Annotated in this window: 19 protein-coding genes and 1 pseudogene; 13 read left to right on the top strand and 7 right to left on the bottom strand. The window is 56.2% G+C overall.

What is annotated here, in order from left to right; all coding sequences use genetic code 11:
• From hpaI to yjiA, 8 genes are all read left to right on the top strand, one after another.
• A complete protein-coding gene (gene hpaI, locus ACMYSK_RS15970) occupies positions 1-798 on the top strand; it encodes a 4-hydroxy-2-oxoheptanedioate aldolase (protein WP_434644164.1) in 798 nt (265 codons plus the stop codon).
• A gap of 21 nt (positions 799-819) precedes the next feature.
• Positions 820-2,178, top strand: a complete 1,359-nt coding sequence (hpaX, locus tag ACMYSK_RS15975; RefSeq protein ID WP_434636769.1) for a 4-hydroxyphenylacetate permease — start codon at positions 820-822, stop codon at positions 2,176-2,178.
• A gap of 9 nt (positions 2,179-2,187) precedes the next feature.
• On the top strand, positions 2,188-3,078 hold the full coding sequence (hpaA, locus tag ACMYSK_RS15980) for a 4-hydroxyphenylacetate catabolism regulatory protein HpaA (RefSeq protein ID WP_434636771.1): 891 nt from the start codon (positions 2,188-2,190) through the stop codon (positions 3,076-3,078).
• Positions 3,079-3,398: 320 nt separating this feature from the next.
• The gene (gene hpaB / locus ACMYSK_RS15985) at positions 3,399-4,961 is read left to right on the top strand and encodes a 4-hydroxyphenylacetate 3-monooxygenase, oxygenase component (RefSeq protein WP_434636773.1); all 1,563 of its coding nucleotides are present in this window, start codon (positions 3,399-3,401) and stop codon (positions 4,959-4,961) included.
• Between the two features lie 19 nt (positions 4,962-4,980).
• Entirely contained in the window at positions 4,981-5,493 is a 513-nt protein-coding gene (locus ACMYSK_RS15990) for a 4-hydroxyphenylacetate 3-monooxygenase reductase subunit (protein WP_434636775.1), read from the top strand.
• A gap of 334 nt (positions 5,494-5,827) precedes the next feature.
• Positions 5,828-7,978, top strand: a complete 2,151-nt coding sequence (locus ACMYSK_RS15995; protein ID WP_434636777.1) for a carbon starvation CstA family protein — start codon at positions 5,828-5,830, stop codon at positions 7,976-7,978.
• Between the two features lie 99 nt (positions 7,979-8,077).
• The gene (locus ACMYSK_RS16000) at positions 8,078-8,281 is read left to right on the top strand and encodes a YbdD/YjiX family protein (RefSeq protein WP_434636779.1); all 204 of its coding nucleotides are present in this window, start codon (positions 8,078-8,080) and stop codon (positions 8,279-8,281) included.
• An 11-nt stretch (positions 8,282-8,292) separates the two neighbouring features.
• A complete protein-coding gene (gene yjiA, locus ACMYSK_RS16005; protein WP_434636780.1) occupies positions 8,293-9,249 on the top strand; it encodes a GTPase in 957 nt (318 codons plus the stop codon).
• Positions 9,250-9,379: 130 nt separating this feature from the next.
• Here yjiA and ACMYSK_RS16010 read toward each other — a convergent pair whose 3' ends face one another.
• Both ACMYSK_RS16010 and ACMYSK_RS16015 read right to left on the bottom strand, forming a co-directional pair.
• Entirely contained in the window at positions 9,380-10,750 is a 1,371-nt protein-coding gene (locus tag ACMYSK_RS16010; protein WP_434636782.1) for an NAD-dependent succinate-semialdehyde dehydrogenase, read from the bottom strand.
• A 205-nt stretch (positions 10,751-10,955) separates the two neighbouring features.
• A pseudogene (locus tag ACMYSK_RS16015) lies at positions 10,956-11,745 on the bottom strand (Rpn family recombination-promoting nuclease/putative transposase).
• Between the two features lie 277 nt (positions 11,746-12,022).
• On the opposite strand from ACMYSK_RS16015, the gene ACMYSK_RS16020 reads away from it, so the two are divergent.
• The 3 genes from ACMYSK_RS16020 to ACMYSK_RS16030 are packed head-to-tail and all read left to right on the top strand — an operon-like array spanning position 12,023 to position 14,823.
• Positions 12,023-12,838, top strand: a complete 816-nt coding sequence (locus tag ACMYSK_RS16020) for an AraC family transcriptional regulator (RefSeq protein ID WP_434636784.1) — start codon at positions 12,023-12,025, stop codon at positions 12,836-12,838.
• A 46-nt stretch (positions 12,839-12,884) separates the two neighbouring features.
• Positions 12,885-13,547, top strand: coding sequence for a LysE family translocator (locus ACMYSK_RS16025; protein ID WP_434636787.1), 663 nt, complete (start codon positions 12,885-12,887; stop codon positions 13,545-13,547).
• Entirely contained in the window at positions 13,540-14,823 is a 1,284-nt protein-coding gene (locus ACMYSK_RS16030; protein WP_434636789.1) for a DUF445 domain-containing protein, read from the top strand. The genes ACMYSK_RS16025 and ACMYSK_RS16030 overlap by 8 nt, the downstream gene beginning before the upstream one ends.
• 44 nt (positions 14,824-14,867) lie before the next feature.
• Here ACMYSK_RS16030 and metC read toward each other — a convergent pair whose 3' ends face one another.
• Both metC and ACMYSK_RS16040 read right to left on the bottom strand, forming a co-directional pair.
• Entirely contained in the window at positions 14,868-16,058 is a 1,191-nt protein-coding gene (gene metC / locus ACMYSK_RS16035) for a cystathionine beta-lyase (RefSeq protein ID WP_434636791.1), read from the bottom strand.
• A gap of 36 nt (positions 16,059-16,094) precedes the next feature.
• Positions 16,095-17,327: a dicarboxylate/amino acid:cation symporter gene (locus ACMYSK_RS16040; RefSeq protein WP_434636793.1), complete on the bottom strand. Its 1,233-nt coding sequence runs from the start codon at positions 17,325-17,327 to the stop codon at positions 16,095-16,097.
• Between the two features lie 224 nt (positions 17,328-17,551).
• Here ACMYSK_RS16040 and ACMYSK_RS16045 point away from each other — a divergent pair, with 224 nt between their 5' ends.
• Together ACMYSK_RS16045 and ACMYSK_RS16050 are read left to right on the top strand one after the other, a co-directional pair.
• Positions 17,552-18,478 (top strand): LysR family transcriptional regulator, encoded by a 927-nt coding sequence (locus tag ACMYSK_RS16045; protein WP_434636796.1) that lies wholly within the window; start codon positions 17,552-17,554, stop codon positions 18,476-18,478.
• Between the two features lie 51 nt (positions 18,479-18,529).
• Positions 18,530-18,769 (top strand): DUF2164 domain-containing protein, encoded by a 240-nt coding sequence (locus ACMYSK_RS16050; RefSeq protein WP_434636798.1) that lies wholly within the window; start codon positions 18,530-18,532, stop codon positions 18,767-18,769.
• Between the two features lie 51 nt (positions 18,770-18,820).
• On the opposite strand, the gene ACMYSK_RS16055 is transcribed toward ACMYSK_RS16050, so the two are convergent.
• The 3 genes from ACMYSK_RS16055 to ACMYSK_RS16065 are packed head-to-tail and all read right to left on the bottom strand — an operon-like array spanning position 18,821 to position 21,413.
• Positions 18,821-19,885 carry a DUF2955 domain-containing protein gene (locus tag ACMYSK_RS16055; protein WP_434636800.1) on the bottom strand — a complete coding sequence of 355 codons (1,065 nt, stop codon included), beginning with the start codon at positions 19,883-19,885 and terminating at the stop codon, positions 18,821-18,823.
• Positions 19,875-20,942 (bottom strand): HlyD family secretion protein, encoded by a 1,068-nt coding sequence (locus tag ACMYSK_RS16060; RefSeq protein ID WP_434636802.1) that lies wholly within the window; start codon positions 20,940-20,942, stop codon positions 19,875-19,877. Before ACMYSK_RS16060 ends, ACMYSK_RS16055 begins: the two co-directional genes overlap by 11 nt.
• Before the next feature lie 6 nt (positions 20,943-20,948).
• Complete coding sequence (locus ACMYSK_RS16065) at positions 20,949-21,413, bottom strand: MarR family winged helix-turn-helix transcriptional regulator (protein WP_434636804.1); 465 nt, start codon at positions 21,411-21,413, stop codon at positions 20,949-20,951.
• Positions 21,414-21,437 lie beyond the last annotated feature (24 nt).

The following is a 21,437-nucleotide window of genomic DNA, read 5'->3' on the forward strand; positions in this document are numbered from 1 at the left end:
ATGAACAATACCTTTAAAGAGGCGCTGCAGGCCGGGCGCCCTCAAATCGGCCTGTGGCTGGGGCTGTGCAGCAGCTACAGCGCCGAGCTGCTGGCCGGCGCCGGGTTTGACTGGCTGCTGATCGATGGTGAACACGCGCCGAACAATGTGCAAACGGTGTTAACCCAGCTTCAGGCAATAGCTCCCTACCCCAGCCAGCCGGTGGTTCGCCCATCGTGGAACGACCCGGTGCAGATTAAGCAATTGCTGGATATCGGTGCGCAAACGCTGCTGGTGCCGATGGTACAAAACGCTGCTGAAGCGCAGCTGGCAGTGAAGGCTACCCGCTACCCACCGGCCGGTATTCGCGGCGTCGGCAGCGCCCTGGCTCGCGCTTCCCGCTGGAATCGCGTGCCGGACTATATCCATCAGGCTAACGACGCCATGTGCGTGCTGGTGCAGATTGAAACCCGCGAGGCGTTAAAAAATCTGCCGCAGATCCTTGAAGTGGAAGGCGTTGACGGGGTGTTTATCGGCCCGGCGGATCTTAGTGCAGATATGGGCTTCGGCGGTAATCCGCAGCATCCGGAGGTGCAGGCGGCCATTGAAAGCGCCATCACCCTGATTCGCGAGGCGGGCAAAGCCCCGGGCATTCTGATGGCCAATGAACAGCTGGCAAAACGCTACCTCGAGCTGGGAGCGCTGTTCGTCGCCGTTGGCGTCGATACCACCCTGCTGGCCCGCGGCGCAGAAGCCCTGGCGGCACGTTTTACCAACGCAGCAACCACCACAACTGATAACAATAAATCCGTCTACTAAACGGATAATGTGGAGCGCATCATGACGACCTCTACCCTGCAACACAATGATAATAAAGTCCTTGAAGTAGAAAACCGGGTGATCAAAAAGCTGTTTCGCCGACTCATCACCTTCCTGTTTGTGCTTTTTGTGTTCTCGTTTTTGGATCGCATTAATATCGGTTTCGCCGGCCTGACGATGGGTAAAGATCTCGGTCTGACCTCCACCATGTTTGGCCTGGCAGCGACGCTGTTTTACGTCACCTACGTGATGTGCGGGATCCCCAGCAATATCATGCTGGCCAAGGTTGGCGCCCGCCGTTGGATCGCCGGGATCATGGTGGTGTGGGGGATCGCGTCAACCTGTACGATGTTTGCCACTAATCCGCATACGCTTTATCTTCTGCGCATGCTGGTCGGTATCGCCGAGGCCGGTTTCCTGCCGGGGATCCTTGTCTACCTGACCTGGTGGTTCCCGGCCTATCATCGCGCCCGCGCCAACGCCCTGTTTATGATTGCAATGCCGGTGACCATGATGCTCGGTTCGATCCTTTCCGGCTATATTCTGGCGCTTGACGGCCTGTGGAACCTGAAGGGCTGGCAGTGGCTGTTTCTGCTGGAGGGACTGCCGTCGGTGGTGCTTGGCGTGGTGACCTGGTTCTTCCTCAATGATACGCCGGATCAGGCCAGCTGGCTGGATAACGAGGAGAAGCAGGCGCTGAAAACCATGATTGAACGCGAGCGCGAAAGCGCCACCGTTCTTCCGACCTCAGGTCGCTCGACCCTGCGGGAAGTGCTAACGCCAGCGGTGCTGATGTACACGCTTGCCTACTTCTGCCTGACCAATACCCTGAGTGCCATTAACATCTGGACGCCGCAGATCCTGCAAAGCTTCAATACCGGTAGCAGCAACATTGTGATCGGCATGCTGGCAGCGATTCCGCAGTTCTGTACTATTTTCGGGATGCTCTGGTGGAGCCGACGATCAGACCGGCTTAAAGAGCGCAAGATGCATACCATCCTGCCCTATCTGTTCGCCGCAGCCGGGTGGCTGTTGGCCTCCGCCACCCACCATGGCCTGATCCAACTGATCGGCATCATCATGGCTTCCGTTGGCTCCTTTACCGCGATGGCGATTTTCTGGACTACGCCAGACAGGGTGATCAGCCTGCAATCACGGGCGGTTGCGCTGGCGGTCATCAACGCTATCGGCAACGTCGGATCCGCCGTCAGCCCGCTGCTGATCGGGATCCTGCGCGATGCCACGGGTAGCTTTAGCTCCGGACTGTGGTTTGTCGCCGGATTGCTGATCGTCGGTGCGCTGGTGTTGACCAGGATCCCGATGAGCCCGCGGGATGATGCCGCCGCAGAGGCGGGGCTCGCCGCACAGAAAAGTCATTAAGGAGTGCTCATGTGTCAGCCCTCAATCGCCAATATCGATATCAACAAAGATTACGATGAGAGTCTGGGGACCGAGGACGTGCACTACCAGTCGTTTGCCCGCATGGCGGCCTTTTTTGGCCGCGACATGCAGGCGCATCGACACGACCAGTACTTTCAGATGCACTTTCTCGATACCGGGCAGATTGAACTGCAGCTCGACGATCACCGCTACTCGGTGCAGGCGCCGCTGTTCGTTTTGACACCGCCGTCGGTGCCGCACGCTTTTATCACCGAGTCCGACAGCGACGGGCATGTGCTGACCGTACGGGAAGACCTGATCTGGCCGCTGCTTGAGGTGCTCTATCCCGGGACGCGAGAAGCCTTCGGGCTGCCGGGGATATGCCTGTCGCTGGCGGATAAACCCGATGAGCTGACGGCGCTGGCGCACTACTGGCAGCTGATCAAACGCGAATCGACCGCGCAGCTGCCGGGGGGTGAACATACCCTGGCGTTGCTGGCGCAGGCGGTATTCACTCTGCTTTTGCGAAACGCGAAGCTCGACGACCATGCCGCCAGCGGGATGCGCGGTGAACTGAAACTGTTTCAGCGCTTTAACCAGATGATCGACAGCCACTACCACCAGCACTGGACGGTACCGGACTATGCCAATGAGCTACACGTCACCGAGTCGCGGCTGACTGATATTTGCCGCCGCTTTGCCAACCGGCCACCGAAGCGGCTGATCTTTGATCGTCAGCTGCGCGAGGCCAAACGGCTGCTGTTGTTTTCCGACAGCGCGGTCAATGAAATCGCCTGGCAGCTGGGGTTCAAAGACCCGGCCTATTTCGCCCGCTTTTTTAACCGCCTGGTGGGCTGTTCACCCAGTGCGTACCGCGCGCAAAAAGTACCCGTGTCTTAACAACTCCCCGGAGGCGGTGCTGCGCACCTGTCCGGGCTACACATACACCACCGTCTGTAGCCCGGTCAGCGCAGCGCTACCGGGGAAAATACAGGTCTCCGGGGTGAAAACATCGCCTGGATCACAGAACCAAACCCCGCCTGAAAAGTACCTGCCGTTGACCTAAAAGTCTCTTCACGAAACCCCGTTTAACCGCTTCAATTGAACAACAAAAACAAAACATAAATTTAACATTGATACCCTGAATATTTCGGATGCGGCCAACTGATGAGCTGCCTGAAGCAGGACGGGATATTCCGATAAATACTGAAGAGGCCCCTATGAAACCTGAAGATTTCCGCGCAGATGCCAAACGCCCGTTAACCGGTGAAGAGTACCTGAAGAGCCTGCAGGATGGCCGCGAAATTTACATCTACGGTGAGCGCGTCAAAGACGTCACCACGCACCCGGCATTCCGCAACGCCGCCGCCTCCGTCGCTCAGCTGTACGACGCACTGCACAAACCAGAAATGCAGGACTCCCTGTGCTGGAACACCGATACTGGCAGCGGCGGCTATACCCATAAGTTCTTCCGCGTCGCGAAAAGCGCCGACGACCTGCGCCAGCAGCGCGACGCCATTGCCGAGTGGTCACGCCTGAGCTACGGCTGGATGGGCCGCACCCCGGATTACAAAGCCGCCTTTGGCTGCGCGCTGGGTGCAAACCCGGCCTTCTACGGCCAGTTTGAACAGAACGCCCGCAACTGGTACACCCGCATTCAGGAAACCGGCTTGTACTTTAACCACGCAATCGTCAACCCACCGATTGACCGTCATAAGCCAGCTGACGAAGTGAAAGACGTCTACATCAAGCTGGAAAAAGAGACCGACGCCGGGATCATCGTCAGCGGCGCAAAAGTGGTCGCCACTAACTCGGCGCTGACCCACTACAACATGATCGGTTTTGGTTCCGCTCAGGTGATGGGGGAAAACCCGGACTTCGCACTGATGTTCGTCGCCCCGATGGATGCCGAAGGCGTCAAGCTTATCTCCCGCGCCTCCTATGAGATGGTTGCAGGAGTCACCGGATCGCCGTACGACTATCCGCTTTCCAGCCGCTTTGACGAAAACGATGCGATCCTGGTCATGGATAAAGTGCTGATCCCATGGGAAAACGTTCTGATTTACCGCGATTTCGATCGCTGCCGTCGCTGGACGATGGAAGGCGGCTTTGCACGGATGTATCCGCTGCAGGCCTGCGTACGCCTGGCGGTCAAACTCGACTTTATCACCGCTCTGCTGAAGCGCTCTCTGGAATGTACCGGCACTATGGAATTCCGCGGCGTGCAGGCCGATCTCGGCGAAGTGGTGGCGTGGCGCAATATGTTCTGGGCGTTGAGCGATTCCATGTGTTCCGAAGCCACACCGTGGGTCAATGGCGCCTGGCTGCCGGATCACGCCGCGCTGCAAACCTATCGCGTCATGGCGCCGATGGCCTACGCCAAGATCAAAAATATCATCGAACGTAACGTCACCAGCGGCCTGATCTACTTGCCTTCCAGCGCACGTGATTTGAATAATCCGCAGATCGACCAGTATCTGGCCAAATACGTTCGCGGTTCAAACGGTATGGATCACGTTGAACGCATTAAGATCCTCAAGCTGATGTGGGACGCGATCGGCAGCGAATTCGGTGGTCGCCACGAGCTGTATGAAATCAACTATTCCGGAAGCCAGGACGAGATCCGCCTGCAGTGTCTGCGTCAGGCGCAGAGTTCCGGCAACATGGACAAAATGATGGCGATGGTCGACCGCTGCCTGTCCGAGTACGACCAGAACGGCTGGACGGTGCCACACCTGCACAACAACGCTGATATCAATATGTTGGATAAGCTGCTGAAGTAATTCACAGCGGGAGGTCACAATGCAATTAGATGAACAACGTCTGCGTTTTCGCGATGCCATGTCCAGCCTGTCGGCGGCGGTCAACGTCATTACCACCGAAGGCGATGCCGGCCGCTGCGGCATCACCGCAACGGCGGTGTGCTCGGTGACCGATACACCGCCATCGGTCATGGTGTGTATCAACGCCAACAGTGCGATGAACCCGGTGTTCCAGGGCAATGGCAAGCTGTGCGTTAACGTGCTGAATCATGAGCAGGAAGTGATGGCCCGTCATTTTGCCGGAATGACCGGGATGGCCATGGAAGACCGTTTTAGCCTCTCCTGCTGGCAAAAAGGGGCCCTGGGACAGCCGGTGTTGAAAGGTTCACTGGCCAGCCTTGAAGGGGAGATAAGCCAGGTACAAACTATCGGTAGTCACCTGGTCTATCTGGTCGAGATCAAGAACATCACCCTGAGCCAGGAAGGCCACGGGCTGATTTACTTCAAGCGTCGTTTCCATCCGGTGATGATGGAAATGGACGTCGCGGTATAACGCTCTCAGTCCTTCTCTTCCGGTTTTCACTGTTCTCTGTCTTCTTCTCTTTTTCCTCTCTTCTTCCTCTCCCCAACGGGGGAGGAAAAGGAGACGGAAAAAATCTTGTGATCTCAATCACATGTTTCTCCACTGCTCATTTCCTGCCCAACCGCTTATCCCGCCTGGCAACCGCTTAGCCCTACATATAACCACTCACAAACTTACCCAACTTTACGCGCGCGCTGTTCTGGCAAGATCGAATGCAGCCTAGCTAATCAATACCTCCACTAACCCTAATTCAAAACCAGACGGCTTCGGCCTGTTATTAATCTCATTAACGCCAGGTTTTACTATGGATACTAAAAAGCTATTCAAGCACATACCTTGGGTGATTCTTGGAATCATCGGGGCATTTTGCCTCTCGGTCGTCGCCCTGCGCCGCGGTGAGCACGTCAGTGCCCTGTGGATCGTCGTCGCGTCGGTTTCCGTTTATCTGGTGGCCTATCGCTACTACAGCCTGTACATCGCCCAGAAGGTGATGAAGCTTGATCCGACGCGCGCAACGCCGGCGGTCATTAACAACGACGGTCTGAACTACGTCCCGACCAACCGCTACGTCCTGTTCGGCCACCACTTTGCGGCGATTGCCGGCGCAGGCCCGCTGGTCGGTCCGGTGCTGGCAGCGCAGATGGGCTACCTCCCAGGTACCCTGTGGCTGCTGGCGGGTGTGGTGCTGGCCGGTGCGGTGCAGGACTTTATGGTGCTGTTTATCTCCTCGCGCCGTAACGGTTCCTCGCTGGGTGAGATGATCAAAGAAGAGATGGGGCCGATACCGGGGTCTATCGCCCTGTTCGGCTGCTTCCTGATTATGATTATCATCCTCGCGGTGCTGGCGCTGATCGTGGTGAAAGCGCTGGCGGAAAGCCCGTGGGGCGTCTTCACCGTCTGCTCGACCGTGCCGATTGCGCTGTTTATGGGTATCTACATGCGCTTCCTGCGCCCCGGACGCGTGGGCGAGGTCTCGGTGATTGGTATCGTGCTGCTGGTCGCTTCCATTTACTTCGGCGGCGTGATTGCCCACGACCCGTACTGGGGCCCGGCGCTGACCTTTAAAGACACCACTATCACCTTTACCCTGATCGGCTACGCGTTTATCTCCGCGCTGCTGCCGGTGTGGCTGATTCTGGCGCCGCGTGACTACCTCGCAACGTTCCTGAAAATCGGCGTTATCGTTGGTCTGGCTCTGGGTATCGTCATCCTCAACCCGGACCTGAAAATGCCGGCGGTGACGCAGTACATCGATGGTACTGGCCCGCTGTGGAAAGGTGCGCTGTTCCCGTTCCTGTTTATTACTATCGCCTGCGGTGCGGTGTCTGGCTTCCATGCGCTGATCGCCTCCGGCACGACGCCGAAACTACTGGCTAACGAAACCGATGCTCGCTTTATCGGCTACGGTGCGATGCTGATGGAGTCCTTCGTGGCGGTGATGGCGCTGGTCGCAGCATCCATTATTGAACCGGGTCTCTACTTCGCGATGAACACCCCGCCGGCCGGTCTGGGCATTGTGATGCCAAACCTGCACGAAATGGGTGGTGAGAACGCGGCAATGATTGCCGCACAGCTGAAAGAAGTGACCGCCCATGCGGCAGCAACCGTCAGCTCCTGGGGCTTCGTGATTTCGCCTGAACAGATTCTGCAAACGGCGAAAGATATCGGTGAACCGTCGGTACTGAACCGTGCAGGTGGTGCGCCAACGCTGGCCGTCGGTATCGCTCACGTGTTCCACAAAATCATCCCGATGGCGGATATGGGCTTCTGGTACCACTTCGGTATTCTGTTTGAAGCACTGTTTATCCTGACCGCACTGGATGCCGGTACCCGTGCCGGTCGCTTTATGCTCCAGGATCTGCTGGGTAACTTCGTGCCATTCCTGAAGAAAACCGACTCACTGGTAGCCGGGATCGTGGGCACGGCGGGCTGCGTCGGTCTGTGGGGCTACCTGCTGTATCAAGGCGTTGTCGACCCACTGGGCGGCGTGAAGAGCCTGTGGCCGCTGTTCGGTATCTCTAACCAGATGCTGGCAGCCGTGGCGCTGGTGCTGGGCACCGTAGTACTGGTCAAAATGCAGCGCACCAAATACATCTGGGTCACCGTAATCCCAGCCGCCTGGCTGCTGCTGTGTACCACCTGGGCACTGGGTCTGAAACTGTTCAGCACCAACCCGCAGATGGAAGGCTTCTTCTTCATGGCTCAGCAGTACAAAGAGAAGATTGCCGCCGGTGGCGAACTCAGCGCGCAGCAGATTGCCAACATGAACCATATCGTGGTGAACAACTACACCAACGCTGGCCTGAGCATTCTGTTCCTGGTCGTGGTTTACAGCATCATCTTCTACGGCATCAAAACGTGGCTCAACGTGCGTAATAATAAAGTACGTACCGACAAAGAGACCCCGTACGTGCCGGTCCCGGAAGGCGGCGTGAAGACCTCTTCGCATCACTAAACCTTAAATGCCGGATGGCGCTACGCTAATCCGGCCTACAAAGGTCCTGTAGGCCCGGTAAGCGTAGCGCCACCGGGCTTTTTCTATCTGGAACGCACAATGTTTGGTAACTTAGGCGAAGCAAAAAAATATCTCGGTCAGGCGGCAAAAATGCTGATTGGCATTCCGGACTACGACAACTACGTTGAACATATGCAAGCCAACCATCCGGATAAACCGTACATGACCTATAACGAATTCTTCCGCGAACGCCAGCAGGCCCGCTACGGCGGTGACGGCAAAGGCGGCGTACGCTGCTGTTAATGGAGGCAAAAATGGCACCGATTGCAGTCACCCTGTTGACCGGTTTTCTTGGCGCGGGCAAAACCACCCTGCTGCGCCATATTCTCAATGAGCAGCACGGCTTTAAAATTGCCGTCATCGAAAACGAATTCGGCGAAGTCTCCGTAGACGATCAGCTGATTGGCGACCGCGCCACGCAGATCAAAACCCTGACCAACGGCTGCATCTGCTGCACCCGCTCCAATGAGCTGGAAGATACGCTGCTCGATCTGCTCGACAGCCGCGACCGCGGCGATATTGATTTTGACCGGCTGGTGATTGAGTGCACCGGCATGGCCGACCCCGGCCCGATTATTCAGACCTTTTTCTCCCATGAAGTGCTCTGCGAACGCTATCTGCTGGATGGCGTGATTGCGCTGGTGGATGCGGTCCATGCCGACCAGCAGATGAACCAGTTCACCATCGCCCAGTCGCAGGTGGGCTACGCCGACCGTATTCTGCTGACCAAAACCGATGTCGCGGGCAACAGCGATGCCCTGCGCCAACGACTGGCACGAATCAACGCCCGGGCGCCGGTTTATACCGTAACTTACGGCGACATCAACCTGAGTCTGCTGTTTAATACCAGCGGCTTTATGCTGGAAGAGAACGTCGTGAGCAGCACACCGCGCTTCCACTTTATCGCCGATAAGCAAAACGATGTCTCGTCCATCGTGGTCGAGCTGGATTACCCGGTCGATATCAGCGCAGTCTCCAGGGTAATGGAAAATCTGCTGCTCTCTTTCGCCGAACAGTTGATGCGCTATAAAGGGATGCTGTGGATTGATGGCGAGCCGAATCGCCTGCTGTTTCAGGGCGTTCAGCGCTTATACAGCGCCGACTGGGATCGCCCGTGGGGCGATGAGCCTCCGCACAGCACGCTGGTCTTTATCGGTATTAATTTGCCGGAAGAGGAGATTCGTGCAGCGTTTGCCGGATTGCGTAAATAACAGCGCACTCTTCGTCGCCCAGGTCAGTACGACGCTGCCCGAAAAAATGCCCGGTGGCGCAGTGCTTACCGGGCCGACAAAACCAACATGCTAACGTAGCCCCGGCAAGTATAGCGCTCCCGGGGGGAGCTTAGCGGCGCACCACCACCAGCTTCTGGTTCACAAATTCTTTAATCCCCAGATCGGACAGCTCGCGGCCGAAGCCGGAGCGTTTCACGCCGCCAAACGGCAGCTCAGGGGCGGTGTCGGTTAGCCAGTTGATGTAGACCATCCCGGTCTCTATTCGCGAGGCCATTCGTTTCGCCCGTTCAATATCCTGGCTAAAGATCGCCCCACCGAGGCCATAGTGGGAATCGTTCGCCAGTTTCACCGCCTCATCATCATCTTTCACCACGTAGATTTGCGCTACCGGGCCGAAAAACTCTTCAAAGTATGCCGGGTTCTGCCGCGTGATGCCGGTCAGAATCGTCGGTTCAAAGAAGCAGCCTTCCCGCTGCGCCGGCTTACCGCCAAGGTGCAGCGTGGCACCGTTTTTCAGCGCATCGTTGACCTGCCTGGTCAGTGTCTTAAGCGCATCTTGAGAAGACAGCGGCCCCAGCGTAGTCCTTTCATCCAGCGGGTCACCCATCGTCACCTGCTTAAACGCCTCGGTAAACTGGCTCATAAAGGCATCGGCGATTCGCTCGTGCAGGATAAATCGCTTCGCCGCGGTACAGACCTGGCCGGCGTTGTTGAGCCGCGCCTGCACGCCAGTCTTCACCGCCTTGTCGAGGCTGGCATCGTCCAGGACCACAAACACATCATTGCCGCCCAGTTCAAGAGTCGCTTTTTTGAGGTATTTTGCCGCCTGAGATGCCACCACGCTGCCGGCCTTTTCCGAACCGGTCAGCGCCGCACCCTGGACGCGATCGTCGGCGATGATTTTCGCCACCTGATCCTGGGAGATGAACAGATTGGTCCACGCCCCTTCCGGCGCCCCCGCCTCACGAACCAGATGAGCGAAGGTTTCAGCACAATGCGGCACAATACTGGCATGCTTGGCGATAACCGGATTCCCGGCCGCCAGGTTCGGCGCCAGAACCCGCATCAGCTGGTAGTAAGGAAAGTTCCACGGTTCAACGGCCATCAGCACACCGATGGGATGGTGTTCAACCCAGGCCTCACCAGCATCGGAGGGATACTTCACCGGCGCCAGAAACCGTTTTGCGTTATCGGCATAGTAGCGGGCAATGTGCGCACTGAGCTTCACTTCGCCGCGGCTTTGCGCAATCAGTTTCCCCATCTCCTGGCTGGCAATTTTCGCCAGTTCTTCAACCCGGCTGTCGATAAGATCCGCCAGCCTGTGCAAAACGGGTAAGCGCTGGTCGATATCGCCCTTCGACCACGCAGAATGGTAAAGCGCGTCTGCCTTCTGCAGCGCCGCTTCGACGTCCGCATCGCTGTGCGGGGCATATTCTTTAATCAGCTGATTATTTGCAGGATTCACCGTCTGATAAGCCATATCGTATGTCTCCTTGTTATCGCTATTTACGTAGTCATAAATACTGCTCAGGGTATTAAGGGTAGTTGAGATGGCTAATCATGCGGGTAAAGTTAGGTATATACGGAGGATTCTGGACAGAGATCGCCCGGCAATACCCGGCGGAAAATGCTTAACAAGTGTGTTATCGACAAAAGCCAGACCGACGAATAAGAGGAGGGCGTGATTAGCGTTTCGCGGTGGTTATCTCTTCTTCAGTCAGGCCGGTAATGCGCAGTACCATCTCCAGCGCAAGTCCCTCCGCCTGCAGGGTACGAGCAATACGCACGGCTTCCGCGCGCTGGCCTTCAAGCCGTCCTTCCTGCTTCCCTTTTCTGCGTCCTACTTCACGAAGTCTTTCCGCAATCGTCATCAACGCCTCCTTATGTTGCGGTACCCGTCGGGCAAGTTACTGAATAAACTGGCCAAAATGGCGAATGTCGCCGGAATGCACCCGGTCATTAAACAGCGTTTTCAACTGGCTGTCATTAGTATATTCCTTAACCAAAATGAAAGTGAGCGGCTCGGTTAACCCCGACAGATCGCGCTGGCGGATATGTTTTTGCATGAACTCCAGCAGCGCGACACGGCGGTGTCGGGCTATCTCGTCATCCGGGATCACCGTGATATCCACCAGCGGAAAAGCCGTAGCATATAGTTCATGGGCCTCAGCCGGATGGCTGAAATCATCAAGCCAGCATAACGAGTGAGGATACGGGGTCGCGATACCGTGATAGAACAGCATCGGTATCACCAGCGGCAGGCGCTGATGTCCGGCATCGAGATGGCGTTGCATAGCGGCAATGGCATAACGCATCAGCCGGAACGCCATATGCGCGTCCAGCGAACTTTGGTGCTCTATGACGACATAAATATAGCCGTCGCCAGCGGTTGTTTTTAGCGACCACAGCACATCGGCGTAGCGAAGCAGGCAGATGGATATCGAGAAAATCTCGGGCCGTATCCTGGTGCCGCAAAAATCGCTTAAAGACCGCATCATGCGGCGTCGACGTTGCGCTTTTTTCATTGTGATCTGCCCGTGCAACGGATAATTACCGCAACTCTACCTGCTGGCAAGTCTGGAGACACTTCACCGTTCCAGGGTTTACGAGCCGGGCCGGAAACACTTTTTCCTCGGCGGTAATAACGACATATTTTCTGCAGCCTGCTCGCAGAAATTCACGAGACCAGACCGAAGACAGCCCCGAGCAGGCGTGCTATAAACGAGCCATCCCCTCAGCTAAGGAGCCTACCGTGAGCCACCCGCGTGACATTGCGCAAACCTTCTGGCGCGACGAAAAGCTGCCCTGGCTGGAGCTGCGCAGTACCCGGCAAAGCCGTCAGGCTTATAAACGCCACCGCCATTCACAGCTGTCGATCGGGGCGATTATCGCCGGGGAAACCTGCTGTCACTCCGACGGGCAAACCTATCTGCTGCAGCCGGGGGATCTGATTATTATCCCGGCGCACACGCCGCACAGCTGCAACCCGCGCGACGGGCGGCCGCGCAGTTATCATATGCTGTACCTCGACATCGCGTGGTGTCGGCAACAGCTGCCGCATATTCCTCGCCATGCGCAGCTGAACACGCTTCATCCCGTGATCCGCGATCGTGAGCTTTTCGAACACTATCAGCAGATTGTGGCGCTGATGGCACAGCAAAAGACGGCTGAACTGCCTGAACGGGTTGCACAATTACTCCGGAGGCTTGCGCTGTGTGCCACCCCGCCATCGCCGCTGCGGGCTACCAGCGCTCAGCTCTTCAGTCGCCTGGCGGTCGATCTCCAGCAACCGCCCTCTCTCGACGCGCTGGCCCACGAGTTTGCCCTGCGTAAAGAGACGTTGATTCGCACCTTTAAGCAAGATACCGGCCTGACGCCCGCCAGCTTTATGAATATGGCACGCATCGAATTTGCCAAAACACGCCTGCGCGCGGGGGATGAGATAGCCGACGTCGGCTACCAGGCCGGCTTTGCCGACCAGAGCCATTTCCATAAAACCTTTGTCAGCTATACCGCCGCCACACCGCGCCAGTACGCGCTTGGCCGATCAATATCAGACAATAAATAGCGCACAGGTTGCCATAGGCTGATCTCCGGTTCTTTCAGAGGTTGCTATGGACATGCTTACGCTGTTGTTCCCACCCGCGTTTCCCGCGCTGGCGCTCTCCCACTTCGTCGCTCTGCTCAGTCCAGGGCCGGATTTCTTTTTACTGCTGGGCTACGCCATCCGCTATCGTCTACGCGGCAGCGTGGGCCTGTGCATCGGTATTGCCGCCGGAAACGGGCTGTACATTCTGCTGGCGATTATCGGCTGGGGCGTACTGCGCCAGGCCCCACTGCTGTTTACCGTGGTCGAGCTGCTGGGCGCCGCATATCTGCTGTGGATTGGCCGCCAGCTGCTGAAAAGTCGCCCGGCCACGCTGGAATGGCAAACCACACAACTCCCCCTTCCATCACCGGGCAGGCAGCTGCTGCTGGGGCTGGGTTCTTCATTACTCAATCCCAAAAACGCGCTGTTTTATCTGGCGCTGATGACGTCTCTGCTCGGGCCCGATGTCACCCTGCTCCAGCAAACAAGCTGCGGTATCTGGATGGTCGGCGTGGTGCTGCTCTGGGATCTGTGGCTGGTCTCGCTGGTCGCACTTGTGCCCGTCCAGCGCCGCCTTTCCGGCCTGATCTGGCGCGTTGAGCGAGTCGCTGGCGCGGTGCTGATGGGTTTCGGCCTGTGGATTGTGTGGCAGTTTTTGCATGAGTCCGCCGTCAGGTTATATGCTTAAACCTATGGAAAAACTCGCTGAACTGAAACGCGCCAAACTGCTGGCGCTGTCGCTGCTGCTGATTGCAGTCGCCATTTTTATTACGACGTTGCTGCTACCACCCGCGCCATGGGTCAGTGCACTGAAGGCCATCTCCGAAGCGGCGATGGTCGGGGCGCTGGCTGACTGGTTCGCGGTGGTGGCCCTGTTTCGCCGTATTCCCCTGCCGTTTATCTCCCGACACACGGCGATTATTCCGCGGAACAAAGACAGGATCGCCGATAACCTCGGCTATTTCGTGCAGGAAAAATTTCTCGATACGCCCTCGCTGGTGGCGCTCATCCGCCGCTACGAACCGGCCCTGATGCTCGGTAACTGGTTCAGCCAGCCGGCAAACGCCCGGCGGGTGGGCCATCATCTGCTGCAGGTCATGAGTGGTTTCCTGGAGCTAACCGATGATGCCCGCATCCAGCGTCTGTTGCGTCGGGCGGTGCACAAGGCTATCGATAAGGTCGACCTGACGCAGACCAGCGCCATGATGCTGGAGGGGTTAACCCGTAACAATCGCCATCAGAAACTGCTGGACTCGCTGATTACCCAACTTATTGCGCTGCTGCAGCGCGACAGTTCACGCGCCTTTATTGCCCGTGGGATAGTCCACTGGCTGGAGACCGAGCACCCGCTGAAAGCCAAAATTCTGCCTACCGAATGGCTGGGCGAGCACAGCGCGGAAATGGTCACCGACGCGGTCAATACGCTGCTCGACGAGGTCACCCAGGATCGCAGCCATCAGATCCGCCAGGCGTTCGATCGCGCAACCCTAAAACTGATCGACAACCTGAAAACCGATCCGCTTCTGGCGGAAAAAGCTGAGAACATAAAGGCTTATCTGAAAAATGATGAGACGTTTAACCGCTATCTCGGTGAGGTGTGGGCCGATCTACGGGCGTGGGTTAAAAACGATGTCACCCGCGAAGATTCGCAGATTCAACAGCGGATTGCCGATGCCGGGCAGTGGTTTGGCGAAACGTTGATTCATGATGAAGCGCTACGCGAGTCGCTGAACGAGCATCTGGAACAGGCAGCCCATCGGGTAGCGCCAGAGTTCGCCGCCTTCCTGACCCGCCATATCAGCGATACGGTTAAAAGCTGGGATGCGCGGGATATGTCGCGGCAAATCGAACTGAATATCGGCAAAGACCTGCAGTTTATCCGCATCAACGGCACTCTGGTCGGCGGCAGTATCGGTCTGGTGCTGTGGCTGTTCTCGCAGCTCCCGGCGCTGTTTCTGCATTAAGCGAGTGAAAAAAAGCGGCCCCGCGCGTTGGCGGGGCCCTGCAATTAGCCGATACGGGTAAACCCGGCCTCCAGATCGGCAATCAAATCACCAATATCCTCCAGCCCAATATGCACCCTGACCAGCGTCCCGCTAAAATCGACATCACCGGCCGGGCGGATACTGTTCAGCTCTTCCGGCTGGTTCGCCAGAATCAGCGATTCGAACCCACCCCAGGAATAGGCCATATGGAACAGCGAGAAATTATCGAGGAACGCCGATAGCTGCTCGTCAGTCAGGCGCTTTTTCAATACGAAGGAAAACAGGCCAGAGCTGCCCGTAAAGTCCCGCTGAAAATATTCGTGGCCCGGGCACTCAGCTAAAGCCGGATGGTTCACCCGCGCCACTTCCGGACGCGCCGACAGCCAGCGGGCAATGTGAATACTGCTCTCTTCATGCTGTCTGAGACGCACCGCCAGCGTGCGCAGTCCCCGACTGCCGTTGTACGCGGTATCCGCGTCCAGCGTCTGCCCCATCAGATAGGAGTTTTCACGCAGACGATCCCAGCAGCGGGCGTTGGAAACCGCCGTACCCAGCATCGCGTCCGAATGACCAATGGTGTACTTGGTGCCAGCCTGAATAGAGATATCCACGCCGTAGTCCAGCGCCTTAAACAGCACTCCCGCGGCCCAGGTGTTGTCGATCATAATGACGATCTCCGGATTCACCGCGCGGATCGCTTTGACCATTCCCGGCACATCCTGGACTTCCATGGTGATCGAGCTGGGGGATTCCAAAAATACCACTTTCGTTTCAGGACGGAGCAGACGGGTAATGTCTGCGCCAATTAACGGATCATAATAAGTCGTTTCAACATTGAATTTACTGAGAATCTTGTTGCAGAAATCCTGCGTTGGCTCATAGGCCGCGCCGGTCATCAGGATATGATCGCCGCTTTGTACAAACGCCAGAATCGCGTTGGTCACCGCCGCAGCGCCGCACGGATAGAGGGCGCAGCCCACGCCGCCTTCCAGTTCACTCATTGCTTGTTGAAACGCAAAATGGGTGTAAGTCCCGCGACGACCATAGAACAACTCGCCGTTGGCACGATTGGCGGTGGCAAATTTTTTATCTTTCACCGTATCAAAGACCAGTGAAGAGGCGCGTTGGATAACCGGGTTCACCGCTCCCTGGGTGTAGCGTTTGTCGCGTCCGGCGATAATTAACTGCGTGTCGAGCTTGAGTGACTTCTTCATAACGTCTCCTGTGACATCCTTTTATCCGTGCGAAACTTATATGGCTGCGGCCGTGGGTTTCAGTTCAGCTTGCACCTGCTTTTTTCCGGCGAAGCGCTCCACAATCTGTGCGGCGTTCAAATCATGAATCACGTTGATCAGCGTGGCCGGGGCATCGGTAATGGTGCCCAGCACCACCAGCATCGGGATCGCCTCCATCGGCAGCCCTAGCGTGGTAACGATAAAGATTTCCCCAAGGAATGCGCCGCCCGGTACACCGCCGACGATAATGGCGGAGAGTACAGCGATCAGCATGGTCAGGAAGAACGTCTCGGTGGTGAACTCCATTCCCAGTACCGAATAGATAAAGACGATCTTCAGTGCGGCAATCATGGCCACGCCGCCCTTATTCAGGTTAACCAGCAGCGGAATGGAGACATCGACAATTTCCGGGTTAATGCCCATCGCTTTACCGGCACGCAGCGTGACGGGCAGCGTCCCTAAGGAGGAACAGGTTCCGAGCGCGGTCGCTGACGGCTCGACGGCATTGCGCCAGAACGCTTTCACCGCCGGCATACCGCCGCCAATCCAGGAATAGAGAATCGAGCCGAAGACAAAATAGACCAGCGTGGCAACCATAAACAGGCCTATCGCCCGGGCAAAGGTCAGCAGCAGTCCCGAGTCCTGGCTGGCCATCGTTGCGGCGAAGTAACAGCCCAGGCCAATTGGCGCGACTTTCATAATGATCGAGACGATCTTCATGATGACGGTATTGGCATCTTCCAGCAGCGAAGCAATGCGTTTACCCGCCTGATCCGACTGCCCGATGGCCACACCGGCAATAATCGCCATCACGATCAGCGCCAGAATATTGGACTTTGAGAACAGCCCGATAAAATCGCTGGTGGTGATCATGCTGACAAAATCCATCTTGCCGCTGCCCGCCTGCACCGATTGCGACAGATCGATAGTGACGCCCTGCGCCGGGTTGTACCATAGCGCGAGCGCGACGATTCCGGCGGCGGGAATAAAGGCCATTGAGATCGAAACAATAAAGATAATCGCCATAATGCGTCCCAGCCTTTTCAGGTCGGTCATACTGGCGATCGACGACATCACGCTGATTCCCACCAGCGGAACAATAATCATGAATAACAGGTTGAGGAAGATCTGACCTATAGGCTGTAGTTTACTCGCCAGTTCCGGGGCGTAAATACCTGTCAGGCCGCCGATCACCAGGGCAATTAATAAAATAATAGAAGATTTGTAGGGTTCGAGTCGTGACCACATAACCGGTACCTTTTAATTAAAATTATATTAAATGAGATTAAATTCACAATTTAATGACTTTCTGCGTCCCCTCCTTATATTTTGTGACGCAACTCACTTAAGTTGTTATTTTTTCATTTTGCCAGCAAGTTGTTTCCTGTGATTCAATAGTTACATGTTTAAGATACGAATGTAACGGCTCATTCGTACCGTTTTTGCAAATCACTTGTGAATTAAAGGAAAAAATGAGCGTGCCAATTTCACTCAAGCATCTGGAGTTTTTTATCAAAATCGTCGACTGCGGTGGATTATCTGAGGCCGCAGCGCAGCTTAACGTCTCGCCCTCTGCGGTCAGTAAAAGCCTTTCTGCAATGGAAGATACGCTGGGAACAACATTAATTAAGCGCACGACCCGGAGTATTACATTGACCGATGCCGGGCAATATCTGTTTAATCGCGCCAATAAGTTACTAAAAGAGTTTGATGATACGTTAAATACGACTTCCGGCTATTATCATAGCCCCCAGGGCGAATTACGAATTACCTGCTCTATTGCCTTTGGTTACTCCCGACTGGTCAACCTGGTGGATAAATATCGGCATCAGTACCCGGATGTGAACCTGTATATTGATCTGAACGATAATTTCGTCAACCTCAATGAAACCGACTTCGATATCGCTCTGCGCATCTCTACCGCGCCGCCGCAAAACTACGCCATGCGTAAACTGGTATCGATTCGCTGGGCCTACTGTGCTTCACCCGGCTACCTGGCTAAAAAAGGGATGCCGGTACGACGTAGCGATCTGGTCAATCATGATTGCCTGGTTTATCCCGGCTTGACGCCGGTCCTGAAGGTGACCGATGAGCACGATCGCCCGCATCAGCTCAAGCTGCACATGCCTATCCAGGCCAACAGCAGCCTGGTACTGTTAAAATCGGTACTGGAAGATCAAGGCGTTGCCTATCTACCAACCTACCTGATTGGCGATCATATTCAGAAAGAGGAGATCACACCGCTTATCCTTGATGGTACGATCGCCTGCGAAACGCATGCGTTGTATGCGCTCTATTTCCCCAGCAAATACAGCAATCCTAAAGTACGATCGTTTATTGATTTTCTGGTGGCGGAACTCGGCCCGCTACCCACCTGGGATAGCTGGATCCCCAGCTAGTCTTTGGTCCACTGTTATTCGGTAAATTCAGAGCCCCTGGAAGGAGCATAAATGGCTGATATCTCTCTGACTCCCGGCGAGCGCGAGCTGCTTCGTGAAAAGCTATGCACATACTGTGAAAAGAATTTTGACCTTGAGCTGGAACAGTTTGACGCCGAATTCTTTGTCGATTTTATTGCGAAAGAACTCGGCCCGATGTTCTATAACGCCGGGATTGAGGAGGCGATCCGCACCCACGTCGCCTACAGCGAGCGCATTCAGGAAGAGATGGATTTGAAAAAGGTCTATTAGCGCCGGGCAAAGCGCGTCCCGGCCAGGCAGCATGGCCTGACCGGGTTGATGCTAATCGGTAATCACAAACCGCGTCGGTGCAAAGCAGTTCAGAATACGGTGTACGAGGAAGACCAGCGTCAGCGTGACGATCAGGGAGGTGGTCACCGAGGTGATGCGGTACAGATCGCTGAAGATCAGATCCTGGTCCGGGTGCAGGTTCTGGCCGAACATAATCCCGATGGTAGTAATGCTGGCGAACCCCACCCCGGCGCCAACCTTTTCCATGACGTGCAGGCGAGCGCTAAAGGCCAGCCCCAGGCCAATCAACGGCATCATCAATACCATATGATTACTGAAATCATAGATAAGCAGCTGTACCACCAGAATATACAGGCAGGACAGCACCACCCCGACCACACGCCATAATGAGCTGATCACCGCGCCGCGATAGTGCATCGGGAACAGGATCAAGATGCCCGCCATCAGTGCCGAAAGAGAATCGCTGAGATCGCAGATCTGGAAAACCACAAAAATCAGGGTGGCGACGGTGCCGGAGAGCAGAGACTCATGCCGCACCCGGGCGGCGTCTTTCTCAATCCGCAGCGGCGGCTTACGCGGTTCAACGTCCGGGATCAGGTAATTCATTAACGCGCTGAGCGCCACCGCCATCACGCAGGCTTCCATATTAGAAAACAGCAGCGTGTGCCAGTTGCTGGAGGTATAGCTCATAAAGTTGAGCATCGTGCTCTGACAGACCACGCCCATCGACCCCAGCAGAAACAGCGGCCCCTGGCTCATAAAGCGAAAACGCATCACGTAGAGGCCAAACACCACCAGCGTCATAACAACTGGCCATTGCGACAGATAGCCGACAATAAGCACCATTTCAACGCAGTTTACCGCCGCACTAAAGATAAACTGCCTGGCCACGTGGCGATTAAAGACCGGCACCAGCGACAGCAGCATCAGCGGATAAACCACGAAGAAAACACCATACTGCACATCGTAGAAGGTCGAGATACTCAGCGCTATCATGCCGGCAAAGGCGATCCGCAGCGTCTGGCGGAAATCATTCGCCGTATAGACGATATTACCGTGCGGCGTGAAAACGCGAGCCAGCGTATTAATAGACATAGTGCAGCAGGCTCACCAGATGGATCTGCAGGCCAGCAAAGGTGCGGGCGAACGGACCTTCGCTGTTATAGAGCTGAACCGTGGCACGGGCGCCGGTCGGCAGCGCTTTCTCCAGCGGCGCGTCGAGAGCGACATGAATACGCATACGCTGAGCATCGCGCACCCAGCGGGTAGACTGTTCCGGCTGCGACAGCTGGCCGTTAACCTCCTCCTGACCGGCAAGAATCCCGGCGTCGCTGCTGGTAACGTGCGCCGGAAACACTTTCCCCGGTAGGGCATCGAAAACCACCGCGGCATCGGTATTCACCCCGGTGTGGCGCAGGCTCTTCTCGCGAAAATCGGCGACGATGTCAGTATGGTTGCTGACCAGCGCCAGCAGCGGCGTGGCGGCGGTGACATACAGGCCCGGATTGAGCTGCAGGTTGCTCACCATCCCGTCCGTTTCGGCGTGAACCTTGCTCCAGGCCAGATTGAGCTGTGCCTCTTCCAGCGCATTGCGATATTTTTGCAGCGTCACGTTGTGGCTATCATTGCGCTCCCCGCGCTGAATGAGCAGATTCTGAATACTGGCATTGAGCGCGCTGACCGACTGTTCACTGGTCTGCCAGGTCGTACGGACCTTATCGAGATCCGCTTGCGAAACGTTCTGCATGGTGCTCAGCCGCTGGTAACGATCAAGAGTCACCTTATCGTTACGGGCAGTGAACTGCGCGGTACGCAGGTTGGCCCGCGCAGCGGCAAGCTGGGCATCCAGCTGCTGATTGCTCAGCTTTGCCTGTTCAAAGGCTATCTGCGCGGCCTGGACTTTGTTGATAAACGGCGTCGGGTCCAGCTCGTAAAGCAGGTCTCCTTTTTTCACCTGGCTGTTGTTGTGCACATAGACTTGCGACACATAGCCAGAGACCCGGGGTGAAACGGGCGTTACAACCCGCATAACGGTCGAGTCCGGCGTCAGCGGGATCCAGATATCGGCAACGATAAACCAGGCGAATATCGCCAGGAACGCGGCAATACTTATCCTTACCCAGCGGGCAAACTTTTGTTCAGGGGTCATCATAATTTTTTAGATCTTGTTATCTTCTTCGCGGATTGTCCGCAAATTGCAGGCGATATGATTTAAGGTGGCGCTGAAGGTGGCGAGATCCGCCGCAGGAATAGTCCGGGTGACGCGGGCTTGATAAGTCTCAATCACGCGGTTTAGCTCTTCCAGTATCGACCGGCCCTCCGCCGTCAGCGTCAGCAGGCGTATGCGTTTGTCATATGGCGATGTCGAACGCACCAGATAGCCCTGGCTTTCGAGCTGCGTGAGGGTGCGCATCAGCGGCGGCAGTTCAATACCCTGCACCTCCGCCAGTTCGCTAACCGAGACGTTATCCCCCAGCTGATGCAATTGCATCAGCACCGTCCAGCTTGACTGGGTCAGGCCGGTATCGGTGATGGCAGAGTCGATGGTCGCGCGCCACTGGCGTACCACCATCGCCATCCGCATCCCCATCGGGCGGCGGGCGAACAGTTCGTCTTCGGTCATGTTTCTTTCCTCAGTTAGCTGAGA

Origin of the sequence: Klebsiella sp. I138 (genome assembly GCF_051131765.1) — a bacterium.
Classification (GTDB): Bacteria; Pseudomonadota; Gammaproteobacteria; order Enterobacterales; family Enterobacteriaceae; genus Klebsiella.

Excerpts from the sequence above, each read along its gene's own strand:
- hpaI (WP_434644164.1), top strand. The coding sequence starts at position 1 with ATGAACAATACCTTTAAAGAGGCGCTGCAGGCCGGGCGCCCTCAAATC.
- hpaX (WP_434636769.1), top strand. The coding sequence starts at position 820 with ATGACGACCTCTACCCTGCAACACAATGATAATAAAGTCCTTGAAGTA.
- hpaA (WP_434636771.1), top strand. The coding sequence starts at position 2,188 with ATGTGTCAGCCCTCAATCGCCAATATCGATATCAACAAAGATTACGAT.
- hpaB (WP_434636773.1), top strand. The coding sequence starts at position 3,399 with ATGAAACCTGAAGATTTCCGCGCAGATGCCAAACGCCCGTTAACCGGT.
- ACMYSK_RS15990 (WP_434636775.1), top strand. The coding sequence starts at position 4,981 with ATGCAATTAGATGAACAACGTCTGCGTTTTCGCGATGCCATGTCCAGC.
- ACMYSK_RS15995 (WP_434636777.1), top strand. The coding sequence starts at position 5,828 with ATGGATACTAAAAAGCTATTCAAGCACATACCTTGGGTGATTCTTGGA.
- ACMYSK_RS16000 (WP_434636779.1), top strand. The coding sequence starts at position 8,078 with ATGTTTGGTAACTTAGGCGAAGCAAAAAAATATCTCGGTCAGGCGGCA.
- yjiA (WP_434636780.1), top strand. The coding sequence starts at position 8,293 with ATGGCACCGATTGCAGTCACCCTGTTGACCGGTTTTCTTGGCGCGGGC.
- ACMYSK_RS16010 (WP_434636782.1), bottom strand. The coding sequence starts at position 10,750 with ATGGCTTATCAGACGGTGAATCCTGCAAATAATCAGCTGATTAAAGAA.
- ACMYSK_RS16025 (WP_434636787.1), top strand. The coding sequence starts at position 12,885 with ATGGACATGCTTACGCTGTTGTTCCCACCCGCGTTTCCCGCGCTGGCG.
- ACMYSK_RS16030 (WP_434636789.1), top strand. The coding sequence starts at position 13,540 with ATGCTTAAACCTATGGAAAAACTCGCTGAACTGAAACGCGCCAAACTG.
- metC (WP_434636791.1), bottom strand. The coding sequence starts at position 16,058 with ATGAAGAAGTCACTCAAGCTCGACACGCAGTTAATTATCGCCGGACGC.
- ACMYSK_RS16040 (WP_434636793.1), bottom strand. The coding sequence starts at position 17,327 with ATGTGGTCACGACTCGAACCCTACAAATCTTCTATTATTTTATTAATT.
- ACMYSK_RS16045 (WP_434636796.1), top strand. The coding sequence starts at position 17,552 with ATGAGCGTGCCAATTTCACTCAAGCATCTGGAGTTTTTTATCAAAATC.
- ACMYSK_RS16050 (WP_434636798.1), top strand. The coding sequence starts at position 18,530 with ATGGCTGATATCTCTCTGACTCCCGGCGAGCGCGAGCTGCTTCGTGAA.
- ACMYSK_RS16055 (WP_434636800.1), bottom strand. The coding sequence starts at position 19,885 with ATGTCTATTAATACGCTGGCTCGCGTTTTCACGCCGCACGGTAATATC.
- ACMYSK_RS16060 (WP_434636802.1), bottom strand. The coding sequence starts at position 20,942 with ATGATGACCCCTGAACAAAAGTTTGCCCGCTGGGTAAGGATAAGTATT.
- ACMYSK_RS16065 (WP_434636804.1), bottom strand. The coding sequence starts at position 21,413 with ATGACCGAAGACGAACTGTTCGCCCGCCGCCCGATGGGGATGCGGATG.